This is a genomic window from Pseudomonas glycinae (genome assembly GCF_001594225.2).
In the GTDB taxonomy this organism is placed as follows: domain Bacteria; phylum Pseudomonadota; class Gammaproteobacteria; order Pseudomonadales; family Pseudomonadaceae; genus Aquipseudomonas; species Aquipseudomonas glycinae.
Window position 1 is genome coordinate 312831 of record NZ_CP014205.2, and the last position, 15986, is coordinate 328816.

The window sequence follows — 15986 nt, forward strand, 5'->3', positions numbered from 1 at the left end:
AAGCGTAGTCAACCAAGCAAGTGCTTGGTTGACTATTTCATACAAAAAATTTCAGGGATGTTTAAGGCTGTTGAGCGTCATCGAGCCGATCAGCAACTCGCTGTTTTCAAGCTCGGCCAGCCCGGCGGTGCTGACCTTTTCCGGTGGGTAGCCGGCACCGTGTTGCAGGTAGCTGAGCAGATTGCCCACCAGCGGATTGTGGCTGACCAGCAGCACGTTGCTCACCGACACCAGTTGCTCGGCCACGCGGTCCGGGTCAACTTCCGGCGTCAGCCACTCGACTGTGCGGATCTCAGGCTCGAAGCCAAGGGCTTCGCGCACCAGTTGCGCCGTCTGCTGCGCCCGCAGGTAAGGGCTGGCGTAGATGGCGGTCAGCGGCTGGCCGATCAAGCGGGCCGCGCTGCTCAACACTTCCTGGCGACCGTGGGCGGTCAGCTCCCGCTCGGAATCCGGGCGCGAGCCGTAGGGCTCGGCCTCACCGTGACGCAATACCCAGAGTTTCATAGCTTGGGTTCCTCATCCCGAACCGGATGCGGTGCCGGCGCGACGACGTGTGGCGCCTCACCTTCCGGCGTACGCGGCGCCGGCCAGTCGGCGAACGGCCAGGGTTTCTGGTCGCTGTGGAAGCTGCCGAAACGGCCGATCTGCGCCAGAAACTGGCTCAGGCTGTCGCCGAAATTCATCAGGCTGGCGCTCGGGGCGCCATAGATCAAACGATAGATCAACTGCACCAGCACCACCGCGCCGAGGATGAACTGCGCTACCTGCCAGACCAGGACGTAAACAATCATCCACAACACCCGCAGGAGGATGGATTCATATTTGGCTTCGGTTTTCGGATCGTTCATGGCCTGCTCCCTGCTGAATCAGTTGAAACCACTGGTGGAAATAAAGTCGACATCGGTTTTCGGTTCGGCACGCATCAGCAGACCGATCACCTGCTCAAGCGTGCGCCCTTCGAACAGGATTGCATGCAGTCCGGCGACCAGCGGCATGTACACGCCGACCTCCTGGGCCTTGGCCTTGAGCACTTTCAAGGTGTTGACGCCTTCGGCCACTTCACCCAGGCGCGACACCGCTTCGTCGAGGCTCAACCCCTGGCCGAGGGCAAAACCGACCTGGTAGTTGCGGCTTTTCGGCGACGAGCAGGTGACGATCAGATCGCCGACCCCCGCCAGACCGAGGAAGGTCATCGGGTTGGCGCCCTGATTCACCGCAAACCGGGTCATCTCGGCCAGGGCGCGAGTGATCAGCATGCTCTTGGTGTTCTCGCCCATCTCCAGCGCCACCGCCATGCCGGCGATGATCGCGTAGACGTTTTTCAGTGCGCCGCCCAGTTCCACACCGAAACGGTCGGCGCTGGCGTAGACGCGGAACGTGCGGCCATGCAATGCGGCCTGCACGGCTTTGCAGAGTTCTTCATCTTCGCTGGCGACCACGGTGGCGGTCAGCGCGTGTTCGGCGATCTCTCGCGCAAGGTTCGGCCCGGACAGCACGCCGATGCGCGCCTCGGGGGCGATCTCTTCGAGGATCTGGCTCATCAGTTTGAAGGTGTGGGCTTCGATGCCCTTGGTCAGGCTGACCAGCATCTTGCCGCTCAGGCGCTCGGCATGTGCCGCCAGAACCGTGCGCAGCGCGCTGGACGGCAACGCCACAAAACACAAATCGCAGGCGTCGAGGGTTTCCTGCAGGTCGGTGACCGCAGTTACGCCCGGCAGAATCTTGATGCCTTTGAGGTAACGCGGGTTCTCGCGATTGACCCGGATGGCCTCGGCCTGTTCGGGGTCACGCATCCACTGCCGGACTTGATGGCCGTTCTCGGCCAACAGATTGGCCACGGCGGTACCGAAACTTCCGCCTCCCAGGACCGCAATCGGGCGCTGTTCAGTCATATGTAATCCGTTAATCCATACCAGTGGCGATGCCGGCATTATACGGAGCGTCCCCTTCTCGGACAGCCCCGGCGTCAATTACCCGCACATGTAGGAAGAAGACCAATAAAACCGAGGAAAATGCCTGCAACGTGACTGGAAAAGTCGTCGACCTCGGTTAACATGCGCGCCAATTCTTTGCTATCAAGGCTGCGTCGTGTTTTCTGGCCCCCCTTCTCCGCGTTCGTCCCTGCTGCTGGCGCTGCTGTTCAGCCCGGTGCTGCTGGCGGACGACCTGTTTGTCGACAGTGAGGCCTTGCCGCAGATCCTGACCGCCACGCGGCTGAAACAGTCGCCGGCGGAAGTTCCGGGCAGCATGACCGTACTGGACAGCGAACTGATCAGCGCCAGCGGTGCCCGGGACATCAGCGAGCTGCTGCGCCTGGTGCCGGGGATGATGGTCGGCAACATCAGCGGCAATCAGGCGGCGGTGAACTATCACGGGACCAACGCCAGCGAAGCCCGGCGCATGCAGGTGTTGATCGACGGCCGCTCGGTGTACCGCGCCGGTCTCGCGACGGTGGACTGGAGCGACATTCCGGTGGCCATGGAAGATATCGAGCGCATCGAAGTCTTTCGCGGCCCGAACACCGTCAGCTACGGCGCCAACGCGCTGATGGCGGTGGTCAATATCATTACCCGCAATCCCGCTGACAGCCATGGCACGCGACTGAAGCTGACGCGCGGCCAACGCGGCATCAACGACTTCTATGCCAGCCAGAGCACCGGCTGGAATGGCGGCGATCTGCGTCTGTCGCTGTCCGGCCAGGAAGACGACGGCTTCGACAGCGACCGTACCGGCGCCGATTACCGCGACAACCGCCGCTTGAACCGCTTCAGTCTCGCCGTCAGCCAGACCCTGAGCGACAACCAGAGCCTGGACTGGCAGATCAACGCCAAGGACGGGACCAATCAGCGGCCTTACACCTACCGCCCGGTGTTCTCCGGGATTACTGCTGCCGGGAACAATTCCGACGTGGTTGCCAAGGACTACGCCGGTTCGGTGCGCTGGAATCTGGACCTCAATCCCGATCACAGCCTTTACGTGCAAGGCTCGGCGCAACACTGGGATCGCCAGCAGACCTGGCGCGCCTGTGACGCCGAAGTGTCGTTCAGCCCGCAGCTGACGGAGCTGTGGCAGCTCAACCCGAACTACACCGAACGTCTGGCCCGCAACATGACGCTGTTCACCGGCCCCGGCGCACCCGCCGGCACGCCGCAGGAAATGACCCTGGCCAATCAGGTGCTGGACCAGTGGCGCAACGGTGCGCGCCAGACCCTGTGTGGCGACATCGACCAGAGTGCCCGGGAATCGCGTTACGACCTGGAGTTGCAGGACACCCTCAGCCTGTCCGATAGCCTGCGCCTGGTCAGCGGCCTGAACTATCGTTACGACCGGGCCGATTCCGAGACCTATTTCAACGGCACGCTGGACGACACCACCTGGCGCGCCTTCGGCCAACTCGAATGGCGCGCCAGCGAACACTGGCTGCTACAGGGCGGCGCCATGTTCGAAGACACGCAATTGATCGGCAGCTCATTGACGCCCCGGTTTGCGGTCAATTACCTGATCAATCCACGCCACAGCCTGCGCGCGGTGTATTCAGAGGCCATCCGTTCGCCGGACATGTTCGAGAACAACGTCAACTGGAGTTATCAGGTGACCAACCTGCGGCCCGCCGCCTATGGCCAGTCTTCGGCCCGCTACTTCGTCAAGACCAGGGGCCCCGGCGATCTGGACCAGGAGCACATGCGCTCGCGGGAGCTGGGCTACAACGGCTACTTCCCGGAGTGGGGCCTGGCGCTGGACGTAAAGCTGTTCTACGACGAAATCACCGGGATGATCAGCGAACCGCTGCGCAACAATCAGTACATCGCCAGCAATGCCAACGATTCGCGCTTTCGCGGCACCGAAACGCAACTGGACTGGCGCCTGAGTGCGGCCGACCGCTTGCGCCTGACCTACGCCTTCGTCGACGCCGAGGCGAGCAATCCGCTGGATCAGCAGTTCACCGCACGCAACAGCGGCTCGGCGGGCTGGCTGCGCGATTGGGGCCACGGCTGGAACAGTGCCCTTTTCTATTACGGTGACAACGCGCTCAACGGTTACCGCTTCGAGCGGGTCGATACGCGGATCGCCAAACACATCGCCCTGGGCAAGGCCCAACTGCAACTGGCCGGGGTGCTGCAGCAACGCCTCGATCATGAGCCGACCACCTTCGTCGACAACAATTACGACGAACGCCGCGTGGTGTATTTCAGCGCCGAGCTGGAGTTCTAGATGCGTTACGCCATGTCACGGAAGATGCCAACGCTCGGCCAATGGCTGGCCGGGCTGTGTCTGTTCCTGACAGCATGGCTGCATGGCGTGGCGGTGCAGGCGGCCGACATTCTGCTGACTGGCGCCGAAGAAAGCCCCGGCGTGCAGTCCTTCGTCCAGGCCCTGAGCGAACTGCGCCCGACCGACCGCGTACATTTCCAGCCACTGGCCAGCCTGCCGGCGCCGGGCAAGCTGCCGTCGAGCCTGCGCCTGATCCTGCTGGATCTGCCGAGTCTCGACTGGCGCATGCAGGAAAGCCAAGGGCCGGCAACTTTGGTTCTGCGTATCAGCCGTTTGCAGGCCCGGCAACGCTTCGGCGAAGCACAACCACCCCACTTGAGCCTGCTGTGGGCCGATCCACCGCTGAGTCGTCAGTTGCAATTGATCCGGCGGATTCTGCCCCAGGCCGCACGCGTCGGGGTGCTGTTCGACCAGCACAGTGAGTTTCTGCTCAAGGAGCTGCAATCGGCCGCCCAGCCGCTGAGTCTGCAAATCGTCCCGCAACGCTGGGATAACACTCACGACAGCCGCCCCTTGCAGACCGTGCTAAAAAACAGCGACGTCTTGCTGGGCCTCGACGATCCCGATCTGTACAACCCGAAAACCGCAAAAAATCTGTTGCTCAGCAGTTACTCTCGGCAACTGGCGCTGGTCGGGCCGAATATCGCGTTCGTCCGTGCCGGCAGCCTGGCCAGTACCTACAGCGATCAGAACGACTGGCTGGCCGTCCTCGACGAATTGCTCGACCGGCCTCCGGCCACCTGGCCGCGCACGCTCTACCCCGGGCGTTTTAAAGTCTCAAGTAATGCGCAGGTGGCTCGTTCCCTAGGGATAGAACCGATCAATGAAGCGTCTGTCGCCGCAGAACTGGCCGAAGGAGAGCGCCGCCCATGATTTTCCGCCGTTGGGACATCAACACCCGCACCCAGTTGATCAGCCTGGGCCCTGCGCTGTTGCTGACCTTGCTGCTGATCAGCTTTTTCACCTTCGTGCGCATTCAGGATTTGCGTCAGGAGCTGAATCACACCGGCCAGTTGATCGCCAACCAGCTCGCACCGGCCACCGAGTACGGGGTGATTTCCGGCAACAACGAAGTGCTGGAAAGCCTGCTCAAGGCCACGCTGGCCACGCCGAACGTGCGGTTTCTGGAAGTGCAGGACAGTGCCAATCGGATTCTCTCTTACGTCGAACAGCCGGCGGATGCGCACAATCGTCCGCATCAGGTCGAGGTGTTCCAGGCGCCGGTGCGGCTGCAACGCATCGCCTTGCACAATGATTTCTTTCAGGACGGCAAGAGCAGCCCCGGCGTGGCCAGCGAGGACTATCTGGGACGGGTGATCGTCGGTCTGTCGAATGACGCGTTCAGTCAGCGCCAACAGGAAATTTTGCTCAAGGCCGGGATTCTCGCGCTGTTCGCTCTGCTCTTCACGTTCGTCCTGGCGCGGCGGCTGGCCGGTAGTCTGTCGCAGCCGATTCGCGACATCGGCAATGCGGTCAAGGCGATTCAGGACGGCGATTACAAGACCCCACTGCCGATTGTCGATGACACCGAGCTGGGCGCCCTGTCCCAGCACATCAACAACCTGGCCCAGGCGCTGGAACAGGCCAGCCGCGAGCAGCATCAGGCGATGGCGCAACTGATCCAGACCCGCGAAGAGGCGGAGAAAGCCAACAATGCCAAATCGGATTTCCTGGCGATGATGAGCCATGAACTGCGCACACCGATGAACGGCGTCTTGGGCATGCTGCAGTTGCTGGAAACCACCGACATGACCGAGGAGCAGGTCGAGTATGCGGCGCTGGCTTCCGAGTCCACCGAGCATTTGCTCAAGGTGATCAACGACATTCTGGATTTCTCGCGCATCGAGCGTTCGGAACTGGAGCTGGAGCACATTCCGTTCAACCTCGCCGACCTGATCGGCGCCTGCGCCCATTCCTTCCAGCACAGCGCGGCGCAACGCGGGCTGGCCCTGCAACTGCGGATCCCCGATGACATGCACGACTTGCAGGTACAGGGCGATCCGACGCGGATCCGGCAGATTCTGGTCAACCTGGTCGGCAATGCGCTGAAGTTCACCGAGCAGGGGCGCGTCAGCATCGAGGCGCAATGGCAATCGCTGGATCACGAATTGCTGTGGTTCACCTGCGCGGTGCGTGACAGCGGCATCGGCATTTCGTCAGAGAGCCTGGAACTGATGTTCAACGCGTTCCAGCAGGCCGACAGCTCGATTTCCCGTCGATATGGCGGCACCGGTCTGGGCCTGCCGATTGCCCGCACGCTCGCCGAACGGATGGGCGGCACCTTGCGCGCCCAGAGTGAAGAAGGTCGCGGCTCGGTGTTCACCCTGGAAATACCACTGGCCTTATATAAGCAGGCGCTGCCCGCGCTTGCCGCACCGCGCACATTGAACGGTGCAAGTCACGGCGAAGGCCGAAATGTGCTGCTGGTCGAGGACAACCCGGTCAACCAGACGGTGATCGAAGCGATGTTGCGCAGCCTGGGCTTTACCGTCAGCGTCGCCACCGATGGCGTGCAGGCGGTGCGCAGTGCCGGGGACAGCCGTTTCGAAGCGATTCTGATGGATTGCCGCTTGCCGCTGATCGACGGTTACGAAGCGACCCGGCGGATCCGGCAGCTGCCCGGCTGCGGCCAGGTGCCGATCATCGCCCTGACCGCCAATGCTTTACAGGGCGACCGGGAAAACTGCCTCGCGGCGGGCATGAACGATTACCTGGCCAAGCCATTCAAACGCAATGATCTGCAGCAGATTCTGCAGCGATGGGTGCAGTAACGGGGCCCTTTCGAGCATCTGCGACTGGCGTGAAAAGCGAAAGTGCGGCAGTCTTAGGCACCCGAACGAGCCTCAAAAGGGGCTTGATTAAAAATTTCAGTGCACAAGTGTACATTCATGTCCTTGGTGCTGTGACTTTCACCACAACGCAATAGTCTATGAGTAGGCTGCCGGTTCGAGGCATGAACGCGTCGATCGGCCGGGAAGATTTGCCCCACCTGCCGCATGGGATTATTGAGGAGCTCGCATGACCAAACAAAACGCCTTTACTCGGGAAGACCTGCTGCGCTGCAGTCGCGGTGAGCTGTTCGGCCCAGGTAACGCGCAACTGCCCGCCCCGAACATGCTGATGGTGGATCGCATCACCCTGATCAGCGAAGAAGGCGGCAAGTACGGCAAAGGTGAATTGGTCGCCGAGCTGGATATCAACCCTGACCTGTGGTTCTTCGCGTGCCACTTCGAAGGCGACCCGGTGATGCCGGGCTGCCTGGGTCTGGACGCCATGTGGCAATTGGTCGGCTTCTTCCTGGGCTGGCAAGGCCTGCCGGGCCGTGGCCGTGCGCTGGGTTCGGGCGAAGTGAAATTCTTCGGCCAGGTCCTGCCGACCGCCAAGAAAGTCACCTACAACATTCATATCAAGCGCGTCCTCAAGGGCAAGCTGAACCTGGCCATCGCCGACGGTTCGGTGACTGTCGACGGTCGCGAAATCTACACCGCCGAAGGCCTTCGCGTCGGCGTGTTCACCTCCACTGACAACTTCTAAGGGTTATTCGCATGCGCCGCGTCGTTATCACTGGTCTGGGCATCGTTTCGTGCCTGGGCAATGACAAAGAGACCGTCTCCGCTAACCTGCGTGCAAGCCGCCCTGGCATCCGGTTCAACCCGGAATACGCCGAAATGGGTCTGCGTAGCCAGGTTTCCGGCTCCATCGACCTCAACCTTGAAGAGCTGATCGATCGCAAGATCTATCGCTTCGTCGGCCACGCAGCGGCTTACGCCTACCTGGCCATGAAAGACGCCATCGCTGACTCCGGTCTGACCGAAGAGCAGGTATCCAACCCGCGTACCGGCCTGATCGCAGGTTCCGGCGGCGCGTCGACCCTGAACCAGATGGAAGCGCTGGACATCCTGCGCGAGAAAGGCGTGAAGCGCGTCGGCCCATACCGTGTAACGCGGACCATGAGCAGCACCGTTTCGGCCTGCCTGGCCACGCCGTTCAAGATCAAGGGCCTGAACTACTCCATCGCTTCTGCCTGCGCCACCAGTGCTCACTGCATCGGTACCGCCATGGAACAGATCCAGATGGGCAAGCAGGACATCGTGTTCGCCGGCGGCGGTGAAGAGGAGCACTGGAGCCAGTCGTTCCTGTTCGACGCCATGGGCGCTCTGTCCAGCAAGCGTAACGACACCCCGGAACAAGCCTCCCGCGCCTACGACGCTGACCGTGACGGTTTCGTCATCGCTGGCGGTGGCGGCATGGTAGTGGTCGAGGAGCTGGAACACGCCCTGGCCCGTGGCGCGAAGATCTACGCGGAAATCGTTGGCTACGGCGCGACTTCCGACGGCTACGACATGGTGGCCCCGAGCGGCGAAGGCGCGATCCGCTGCATGCAGCAGGCGCTGTCCACCGTCGATACCCCGATCGACTACCTGAACACCCACGGCACTTCGACTCCGGTCGGTGACGTTGCGGAAATGAAAGGTGTGCGTGAAGTGTTCGGCGACAAGGCCCCGGCCATCAGCTCCACCAAGAGCCTGTCGGGTCACTCCCTGGGCGCCGCCGGCGTTCACGAAGCGATCTACTGCATGCTGATGATGGAAGGCAACTTCATCGCCGGTTCGGCCAACATCGACGAACTGGACCCTGAAGTGGCCGATCTGCCGGTGCTGACCAAGACCCGCGAGAACGCCACCATCAACACCGTGATGAGCAACAGCTTCGGCTTCGGTGGCACCAACGCCACCCTCGTGCTGAAGCGTTGGGAAGGCAAGTAATTCCCTCCCGCTGAGCCGCACATGAAAACGCCCCGACTGGTTCGGGGCGTTTTTTTCGCCTGGAGGAAAGCGCTTATCCCCGTGGGAGATGGCTTGCCAGCGATAACGTCGGCACAGCGAACATCCATGCCGGCTGACACTCCGCAATCGCTGGCAAGCCAGCTCCCACAGGGGACTTTGGAGCTTCTGAAGATGAAACGTTTGTCATGCAACTTACCGCCCTGCGACTGAATGTCGCGGTTTCTGCGGGCTCCAGCGCTGTTGCAGATTTCGCAAGAATACATTGCACGAATCGGACGTTTACTTAGCAGGCTAACAAAATCTATAACAGAGTCCTGCACACGCCTTGCTGCAGATAACTTGAGATTTGGAGCTAGCAGATGACTGTAAAAGTAACTGAACGCGACGATTCACACATGTCCCATGAAGGCGTAGCCGCCGGCGTACGGATCTGGGATGTGCATCAACAAGACTTGCTGGTCGGCATGTTCCACAACGAGATCGACGCCCACAATTACAAGGCCGAACTGGAACTGCAGGAACAGCAGCGGGATCGGAAATCCGCCTGAATCAAACCACAGCTTTGAAAACGACAAACCCCGCCATGAGCGGGGTTTGTCGTTGTTGGGTGCTTCAGGGCCGCTTCGCAGCCCGACTGGACACGATTACCACATCAGATCATCAGGGATCACATAGGCCGCGTACGGATCGTCCTCGGCATTGACCTCTTCGACCTTCTCGTTGAGCTGCACGATGCGCTGTGGATCGCGCTCCTGGATCTTCAGGGCCGCCTCACGAGGAATCACTTCGTAGCCGCCGGCATGGTGCACGATCGCCAGCGAGCCGCTGCTGAGCTTGTTGCGCATCAGCGTGTTGACGGAGATGCGCTTGACCTTCTTGTCGTCGACGAAGTTGTAGTAGTCCTCGGTGGTCAGCTTCGGCAGACGCGAGACTTCGATCAACTGCTTGACCTGCGCAGCGCGGGCCTTGGCCTCGGCCTTCTCCTGCTGCTGACGGTTCAGCTCCTGATCGCGCTTGACCTTCTCGGCCATGGCTTCCTGGGCAGCACGCTGCTGGGAGTCATCCAGTTCGATCTGGCCTTTGTGGGCCAGGCGCTGTTGTTTCTGTTTGTCTTTGCTGACCTGCTTGGCCTGCTTTTGGTTGACCAGTCCTGCCTTGAGCAACTGGTCGCGAAGGGAAAGGCTCATTGATGCTTACTCACTTGGGCAACGGCTCAGCCACAGCTGGGCGAATTCTTTTCCTGACGTTTGGCTTCACCCCACAGGGCGTCCAACTCTTCGAGGGTGCAATCTTCCATGGGTCGGTGGGTATCGCGCAATGCCTGTTCGATAAAACGGAAACGTCGTTCGAACTTGGCGTTGGCGCCACGCAATGCGGTTTCCGGATCGACCTTCAGGTGCCGGGCCAGATTGACCACCGAAAACAGCAGATCACCGATCTCGTCGGCCACCGCTTGCGGGTCATTTTCGGACATGGCTTCGAGCACTTCATCGAGCTCTTCCCGGACCTTGTCCAGCACCGGCAAGGCATCCGGCCAGTCGAAACCGACCTGCCCTGCGCGCTTCTGTAACTTGGCCGAGCGGGACAACGCCGGCAACGCAGCCGGCACATCGTCGAGCAGTGACAGTTGCTGCGGCTCGGCGGATTTCTCGGCTCGCTCTTCGGCCTTGATCTCCTCCCAGCGCTGCTTGACCTGCTCCTCGTTCAGACGCGGCACGTCCAGCGGCGCATACAGATCGCCAGTGGGGAACACGTGCGGATGGCGACGGATCAGCTTGCGGGTGATGCTGTCGACTACCCCGGCAAATTCGAACCGCCCCTCCTCCCGCGCCAACTGGCTGTAATACACTACCTGAAACAGCAGATCGCCCAACTCGCCCTGCAAGTGGTCGAAGTCGCCGCGCTCGATGGCGTCGGCAACTTCGTAGGCCTCTTCAAGGGTGTGCGGGACGATGGTCGCGTAAGTCTGCTTGATGTCCCACGGGCAACCGTACTGCGGGTCGCGCAGACGGTTCATCAGGTGCAGCAGGTCTTCAAGGCTGTACATCATTTATCTGTCTCACCACAAAACCTTGTGGGAGCTGGCTTGCCAGCGATGCAGGCACCTCGGAGTTCAGCAGAATCGAGGTGATGCAATCGCTGGCAAGCCAGCTCCCACAGTTGATCGGGGTTGCTCTTCAAGGCGTCCGGTTACGCCGCGTTTCGATGATGTTCGGCAACTGGGAAATCCGCCCCAGCAACCGCCCCAGCGCGTCCAGACCCGGAATCTCGATGGTCAGGGACATCAGCGCGGTGTTGTCCTCCTTGTTCGAGCGGGTGTTGACCGCCAGCACGTTGATCCGCTCGTTGAGCAGCACCTGCGAGACGTCACGCAGCAGACCGGATCGGTCGTAGGCGCGGATGACGATGTCCACCGGATAGGTGAGCACCGGCACCGGGCCCCAGCTGACCTGGATGATCCGCTCCGGCTCGCGCCCGGCCAGTTGCAGCACCGAGGCGCAGTCCTGACGGTGAATGCTCACGCCACGGCCCTGGGTGATGTAACCGACGATCGCATCGCCCGGCAACGGCTGGCAGCAGCCGGCCATCTGGGTCATCAGGTTGCCGACGCCCTGGATCTGAATGTCGCCGCGCTTGCCCGGCTTGTAGCCGGTGGCCTTGCGCGGGATCAGTTCCAGCTGTTCGTTGCCGCGTTCCGGCTCGACCAGCTGTTGCGCCAGGTTGACCAGTTGCGCCAGACGCAGGTCGCCGGCCCCGAGAGCGGCGAACATGTCTTCGGCGGTTTTCATGTTGGCCTTGTCGGCCAGCTTGTCGAAATCCACCGCCGGCAGGCCGAGGCGACTGAGTTCGCGTTCGAGCAGGGTCTTGCCCGCCGCGACGTTCTGATCGCGCGCCTGCAACTTGAACCAGTGCACGATCTTCGCCCGCGCCCGGGACGTGGTGACGTAGCCCAGGTTCGGGTTCAGCCAGTCACGGCTCGGCGTGCCGTGCTTGCTGGTGATGATCTCGACCTGCTCGCCGGTCTGCAGGCTGTAGTTGAGCGGAACGATGCGCCCGTTGATCTTCGCGCCACGGCAGTTGTGACCGATTTCGGTGTGCACGCGGTAGGCGAAATCCAGCGGCGTCGCGCCCTTCGGCAAGTCGATGGCGTGACCGTCCGGGGTGAAGATGTAGACCCGGTCCGGCTCGATATCGACCCGCAGCTGTTCGGCCAGACCACCGATGTCGCCCAGCTCTTCGTGCCACTCGAGGACCTGACGCAACCAGGAGATTTTCTCTTCGTAGTGGTTCGAGCCGGACTTGACGTCGGTACCCTTGTAGCGCCAGTGCGCGCAGACGCCGAGTTCGGCCTCTTCGTGCATCGAATGGGTCCGGATCTGGACTTCCAGCACCTTGCCTTCCGGGCCGATCACCGCCGTGTGCAGCGAGCGGTAGCCGTTCTCTTTCGGGTTGGCGATGTAGTCGTCGAACTCTTTCGGGATATGCCGCCACAGGGTGTGGACGATGCCGAGCGCGGTGTAGCAGTCGCGCATTTCCGGCACCAGCACGCGCACCGCACGCACGTCGTAGATCTGGCTGAATTCCAGACCCTTGCGCTGCATTTTGCGCCAGATCGAATAGATGTGTTTGGCCCGGCCGCTGATGTCGGCTTCGACGCCGGTGGCCTGCAGTTCGTCCTTGAGCTGGGTCATCACGTCGGCGATGAAACGCTCGCGGTCGAGCCGCCGCTCGTGCAGCAGCTTGGCGATCTGTTTGTATTGATCGGGTTCCAGGTAACGGAAGGACAAGTCCTCCAGTTCCCATTTGATATGGCCGATGCCGAGTCGATGCGCGAGCGGCGCATAGATGTCGAACACTTCCCGGGCGACCCGGTTACGTTTTTCGTCGTCGGCGGTTTTCACCGCGCGGATCGCGCAGGTGCGTTCGGCGAGCTTGATCAGCGCGACACGCACGTCGTCGACCATCGCCACCAGCATCTTGCGCAGGTTTTCCACCTGGCCCTGGGTGCCGAGCACCATCGACTGGCGAGGGCTGAGGCTGGCGCTGATTGCCGCCATGCGCAGCACGCCGTCGATCAGTTTGGCGACCACCGGGCCGAAGCGCTGGCTGACCGCCGCGAGTTCGATCTGGCCTTCGCGTACGCCGCGATACAGAACCGCGGCAACCAGCGAGTCCTGATCGAGCTTGAGGTCGGCAAGGATCTCGGCGATCTCGAGGCCGGTACTGAAACTGCCGCTGCCTTCGGACCAGAGATTCTTCGCCGCATTGGATTGTTGCTCGGCCTGGCGAGCGAACTCGCAGGCCTCTTTCAAGGCTTCGCGATCCAGTGCCAGATCGACACTGACCGCATGATCGAGCCAAGCCTCGAGATTGATACTGCCGTCAGTGTTGATCGGCTGGTGTGCTCTCACCTGTACCATCTTGCTTTACCTTCCCTACGACGCAGATTCAATGCGTCAAATCACTGACCGTCAATGCCCGTTCGCGCTCGCGGGGCCAAGGCGAGCGCTACGGACGACCAGTCGGATCAGACGAGCCATCCTGGCTCGCTTCAAATAACGCCATGGCCTCGACATGTGCCGTCTGAGGAAACATATCGAGAATCCCGGCACGTTTTAACCGGTAGCCCTGCTTGATCAATTCGACCGTATCGCGCGCCAGAGTTGCAGGGTTGCACGACACGTACACCAACCGTTTGGCGCCCAAGGCCGCCAGCTTGCGCACCACCTCGAAAGCACCGTCGCGCGGTGGGTCCAAGAGTACCGCAGAAAAGCCGTTTCCGATCCACTCGGCATCGGTCAAAGGCTGGGATAAATCGGCCTGAAAAAACTTTGTGTTATGCAAATTGTTGCTGGCGGCATTCGCTGCCGCGCGATCGACCATGGTCTGCACGCCTTCGACCGCCACCACTTCACGCGCAGCTTTCGCCAGCGGCAGGGCGAAGTTGCCCAGACCGCAGAACAGGTCGAGCACGCGCTCATCCGCTGTCGGTTTCAACCACTCCAGCGCCTGGGCGACCATGGCCTCGTTGACCCCGGCGTTGACCTGAATGAAATCTCCCGGCCGATAGGCCAGTTGCAGGTCCCATTGTTCCAGGCGGTAACCGAGCGACTGCGCATCATCTACCGGCTGCGGCTCGCCTTCGCCATGCAGCCAGAGCTGCGCTTCGTGGAATGCGCAGAAATCCTTGAGGATCGTCAGGTCGGCCTCGGACAGCGGCGCCATGTGACGCAGCAGAACAGCGAGTGACGAGCCACTGAACAATTCGACATGCCCCAGCGCCTGAGGTTTGCTCAAGCGACGAAGCATCTCCGGCAAGCGGGTCATGATCGGCTGCAAGGGCTGTACCAGCACCGGGCATTCACTGATCGCGACGATGTCCTGGCTGCCGGCGGCACGGAAACCGACTTCGAGCTTTTTGGCTTTGCTGTCCCAGCGCACGGCGATCCGGGCACGGCGACGGTAGCCGAATTCGGGCCCGGTCAACGGCGCCGCCCACTCCTCGGGCTCGGCACCGGCGACTCGCGACAACTGCTCGGCGAGCATGCGCTGTTTCAGGGCAAGCTGTTCGTTGTGGGGCAAATGCTGGACGCTGCAACCGCCGCAACGGCCGGCATGCTGGCAAGGTGTGGGACGACGCAATTCACTGGCGCTGAATACGCGCTCGGTACGCGCCTCGACCACTTTGCCGTGGGCGCCGAGCACCCGCGCTTCGACCTCCTCCCCCGCCAGAGCGCCAAGGACGAACCAGGTCTTGCCTTCAAAAAACGCGATGCCGCGACCGTCATTGGCCAGGCGCTCGATGCTCAGGCGCTGCTTTTTGCCGGTCGGGATTTGCGGGGCCTTGCTGCCGCCGGTGGGCTGGAAGCGCAGGCCTCTCTCATGCTTGGCCATCAGTTGGGCGCGTCGAAAATGCCGGTCGACAGATAACGGTCGCCACGGTCGCAGATGATCGCAACGATCACCGCGTTTTCAACTTCTTTGGACAGGCGCAGCATCGCTGCCACCGCACCGCCCGAGGACACGCCGCAGAAGATGCCTTCTTCGCGGGCCAGACGCCGGGTAACGTTTTCGGCCTCGCTTTGCGCCATGTCGACGATGCGGTCGACGCGATCGGCCTGATAGATCTTCGGCAGGTATTCCTGCGGCCAGCGGCGGATGCCGGGAATGGCCGAGCCTTCCATCGGTTGCAGACCGACGATCTGCACCTTGTCGTTCTGCTCCTTGAGGTAACGCGACACGCCCATGATGGTGCCGGTGGTACCCATGGAGCTGACGAAATGGGTGATGGAACCCTGGGTCTGACGCCAGATTTCCGGGCCGGTGGTGGTGTAGTGCGCTTCAGGATTGTCGCCGTTGGCGAACTGATCCAGCACCTTGCCACGGCCTTCGGCTTCCATCCGCTGGGCGAGATCGCGAGCGCCTTCCATGCCCTCTTCCTGGCTGACCAGAATCAGCTCCGCGCCGTACGCGGTCATCGCCGCCTTACGCTCGGCGCTGGAGTTGTCCGGCATGATCAGGATCATCTTGTAACCCTTGATCGCGGCGGCCATCGCCAGGGCGATCCCGGTGTTGCCCGAGGTCGCTTCGATCAGCGTATCGCCTTCGTGGATCTGCCCGCGCAACTCGGCACGGGTGATCATCGACAGCGCCGGACGATCCTTGACCGAACCCGCCGGGTTGTTCCCTTCGAGCTTGAGCAAAAGGGTGTTGCTGGTGACACCGGGCAGGCGCTGCAAACGCACCAGCGGCGTGTTGCCGACGCAATCGGCGATGGTTGGGTACTGCAAGGTCATGGCGTTTTTTCGCAATCCGGACTGCGGGGGCGCCTATCATACCGGCAAACCTGCGCAGGCCATATCACGCAAAGTGTGGTGCTTATGGTTTCTTGGAATAAGCAGTAAAAGTCGCGCCAGTGGCGAGACT

Annotated in this window: 14 protein-coding genes; 6 read left to right on the forward strand and 8 right to left on the reverse strand. The window is 61.6% G+C overall.

The window, feature by feature from the left end:
* Positions 1–51: 51 nt before the first annotated feature.
* From sixA to AWU82_RS01465, 3 genes are read right to left on the reverse strand one after another with little or no spacing between them, the layout of a single operon-like run.
* Positions 52–504, reverse strand: coding sequence for a phosphohistidine phosphatase SixA (gene sixA, locus AWU82_RS01455; protein ID WP_064383540.1), 453 nt, complete (start codon positions 502–504; stop codon positions 52–54).
* Entirely contained in the window at positions 501–848 is a 348-nt protein-coding gene (locus tag AWU82_RS01460) for a DUF4389 domain-containing protein (protein WP_064383542.1), read from the reverse strand. The genes sixA and AWU82_RS01460 overlap by 4 nt, the downstream gene beginning before the upstream one ends.
* Before the next feature lie 18 nt (positions 849–866).
* The gene (locus tag AWU82_RS01465; RefSeq protein WP_064383544.1) at positions 867–1892 is read right to left on the reverse strand and encodes an NAD(P)H-dependent glycerol-3-phosphate dehydrogenase; all 1026 of its coding nucleotides are present in this window, start codon (positions 1890–1892) and stop codon (positions 867–869) included.
* Between the two features lie 196 nt (positions 1893–2088).
* Between AWU82_RS01465 and AWU82_RS01470 the strand changes: the two genes are divergently transcribed.
* The 6 genes from AWU82_RS01470 to AWU82_RS01495 all read left to right on the forward strand — a co-directional run bounded on the left by AWU82_RS01470 (position 2089) and on the right by AWU82_RS01495 (position 9607).
* Complete coding sequence (locus tag AWU82_RS01470; RefSeq protein ID WP_064383546.1) at positions 2089–4212, forward strand: TonB-dependent receptor plug domain-containing protein; 2124 nt, start codon at positions 2089–2091, stop codon at positions 4210–4212.
* Entirely contained in the window at positions 4213–5145 is a 933-nt protein-coding gene (locus AWU82_RS01475) for a hypothetical protein (protein WP_064383548.1), read from the forward strand.
* Positions 5142–7043, forward strand: coding sequence for an ATP-binding protein (locus AWU82_RS01480; protein ID WP_064383549.1), 1902 nt, complete (start codon positions 5142–5144; stop codon positions 7041–7043). Before AWU82_RS01475 ends, AWU82_RS01480 begins: the two co-directional genes overlap by 4 nt.
* A gap of 247 nt (positions 7044–7290) precedes the next feature.
* Positions 7291–7806, forward strand: a complete 516-nt coding sequence (gene fabA, locus AWU82_RS01485) for a 3-hydroxyacyl-[acyl-carrier-protein] dehydratase FabA (protein WP_003227150.1) — start codon at positions 7291–7293, stop codon at positions 7804–7806.
* Positions 7807–7817: 11 nt separating this feature from the next.
* On the forward strand, positions 7818–9038 hold the full coding sequence (gene fabB, locus AWU82_RS01490) for a beta-ketoacyl-ACP synthase I (protein ID WP_007957797.1): 1221 nt from the start codon (positions 7818–7820) through the stop codon (positions 9036–9038).
* Positions 9039–9418: 380 nt separating this feature from the next.
* Entirely contained in the window at positions 9419–9607 is a 189-nt protein-coding gene (locus tag AWU82_RS01495) for a hypothetical protein (protein ID WP_039772867.1), read from the forward strand.
* Between the two features lie 96 nt (positions 9608–9703).
* Here AWU82_RS01495 and AWU82_RS01500 read toward each other — a convergent pair whose 3' ends face one another.
* The 5 genes from AWU82_RS01500 to cysM all read right to left on the reverse strand — a co-directional run bounded on the left by AWU82_RS01500 (position 9704) and on the right by cysM (position 15856).
* A complete protein-coding gene (locus AWU82_RS01500) occupies positions 9704–10246 on the reverse strand; it encodes a DUF2058 domain-containing protein (protein ID WP_011335479.1) in 543 nt (180 codons plus the stop codon).
* A gap of 26 nt (positions 10247–10272) precedes the next feature.
* Entirely contained in the window at positions 10273–11106 is an 834-nt protein-coding gene (gene mazG, locus AWU82_RS01505; protein WP_039772901.1) for a nucleoside triphosphate pyrophosphohydrolase, read from the reverse strand.
* A gap of 130 nt (positions 11107–11236) precedes the next feature.
* Entirely contained in the window at positions 11237–13480 is a 2244-nt protein-coding gene (gene relA / locus AWU82_RS01510; RefSeq protein ID WP_064383551.1) for a GTP diphosphokinase, read from the reverse strand.
* Positions 13481–13568: 88 nt separating this feature from the next.
* Positions 13569–14954: a 23S rRNA (uracil(1939)-C(5))-methyltransferase RlmD gene (gene rlmD, locus AWU82_RS01515; protein WP_064383552.1), complete on the reverse strand. Its 1386-nt coding sequence runs from the start codon at positions 14952–14954 to the stop codon at positions 13569–13571.
* A complete protein-coding gene (gene cysM / locus AWU82_RS01520) occupies positions 14954–15856 on the reverse strand; it encodes a cysteine synthase CysM (protein ID WP_064383555.1) in 903 nt (300 codons plus the stop codon). Before cysM ends, rlmD begins: the two co-directional genes overlap by 1 nt.
* Positions 15857–15986: the final 130 nt, after the last annotated feature.

What these genes read in the sequence shown, in the direction of transcription:
- sixA (WP_064383540.1), bottom strand. Translation starts at nt 504, where the DNA reads ATGAAACTCTGGGTATTGCGTCACGGTGAGGCCGAGCCCTACGGCTCG.
- AWU82_RS01460 (WP_064383542.1), bottom strand. Translation starts at nt 848, where the DNA reads ATGAACGATCCGAAAACCGAAGCCAAATATGAATCCATCCTCCTGCGG.
- AWU82_RS01465 (WP_064383544.1), bottom strand. Translation starts at nt 1,892, where the DNA reads ATGACTGAACAGCGCCCGATTGCGGTCCTGGGAGGCGGAAGTTTCGGT.
- AWU82_RS01475 (WP_064383548.1), top strand. Translation starts at nt 4,213, where the DNA reads ATGCGTTACGCCATGTCACGGAAGATGCCAACGCTCGGCCAATGGCTG.
- AWU82_RS01480 (WP_064383549.1), top strand. Translation starts at nt 5,142, where the DNA reads ATGATTTTCCGCCGTTGGGACATCAACACCCGCACCCAGTTGATCAGC.
- fabA (WP_003227150.1), top strand. Translation starts at nt 7,291, where the DNA reads ATGACCAAACAAAACGCCTTTACTCGGGAAGACCTGCTGCGCTGCAGT.
- fabB (WP_007957797.1), top strand. Translation starts at nt 7,818, where the DNA reads ATGCGCCGCGTCGTTATCACTGGTCTGGGCATCGTTTCGTGCCTGGGC.
- AWU82_RS01495 (WP_039772867.1), top strand. Translation starts at nt 9,419, where the DNA reads ATGACTGTAAAAGTAACTGAACGCGACGATTCACACATGTCCCATGAA.
- AWU82_RS01500 (WP_011335479.1), bottom strand. Translation starts at nt 10,246, where the DNA reads ATGAGCCTTTCCCTTCGCGACCAGTTGCTCAAGGCAGGACTGGTCAAC.
- mazG (WP_039772901.1), bottom strand. Translation starts at nt 11,106, where the DNA reads ATGTACAGCCTTGAAGACCTGCTGCACCTGATGAACCGTCTGCGCGAC.
- relA (WP_064383551.1), bottom strand. Translation starts at nt 13,480, where the DNA reads ATGGTACAGGTGAGAGCACACCAGCCGATCAACACTGACGGCAGTATC.
- rlmD (WP_064383552.1), bottom strand. Translation starts at nt 14,954, where the DNA reads ATGGCCAAGCATGAGAGAGGCCTGCGCTTCCAGCCCACCGGCGGCAGC.
- cysM (WP_064383555.1), bottom strand. Translation starts at nt 15,856, where the DNA reads ATGACCTTGCAGTACCCAACCATCGCCGATTGCGTCGGCAACACGCCG.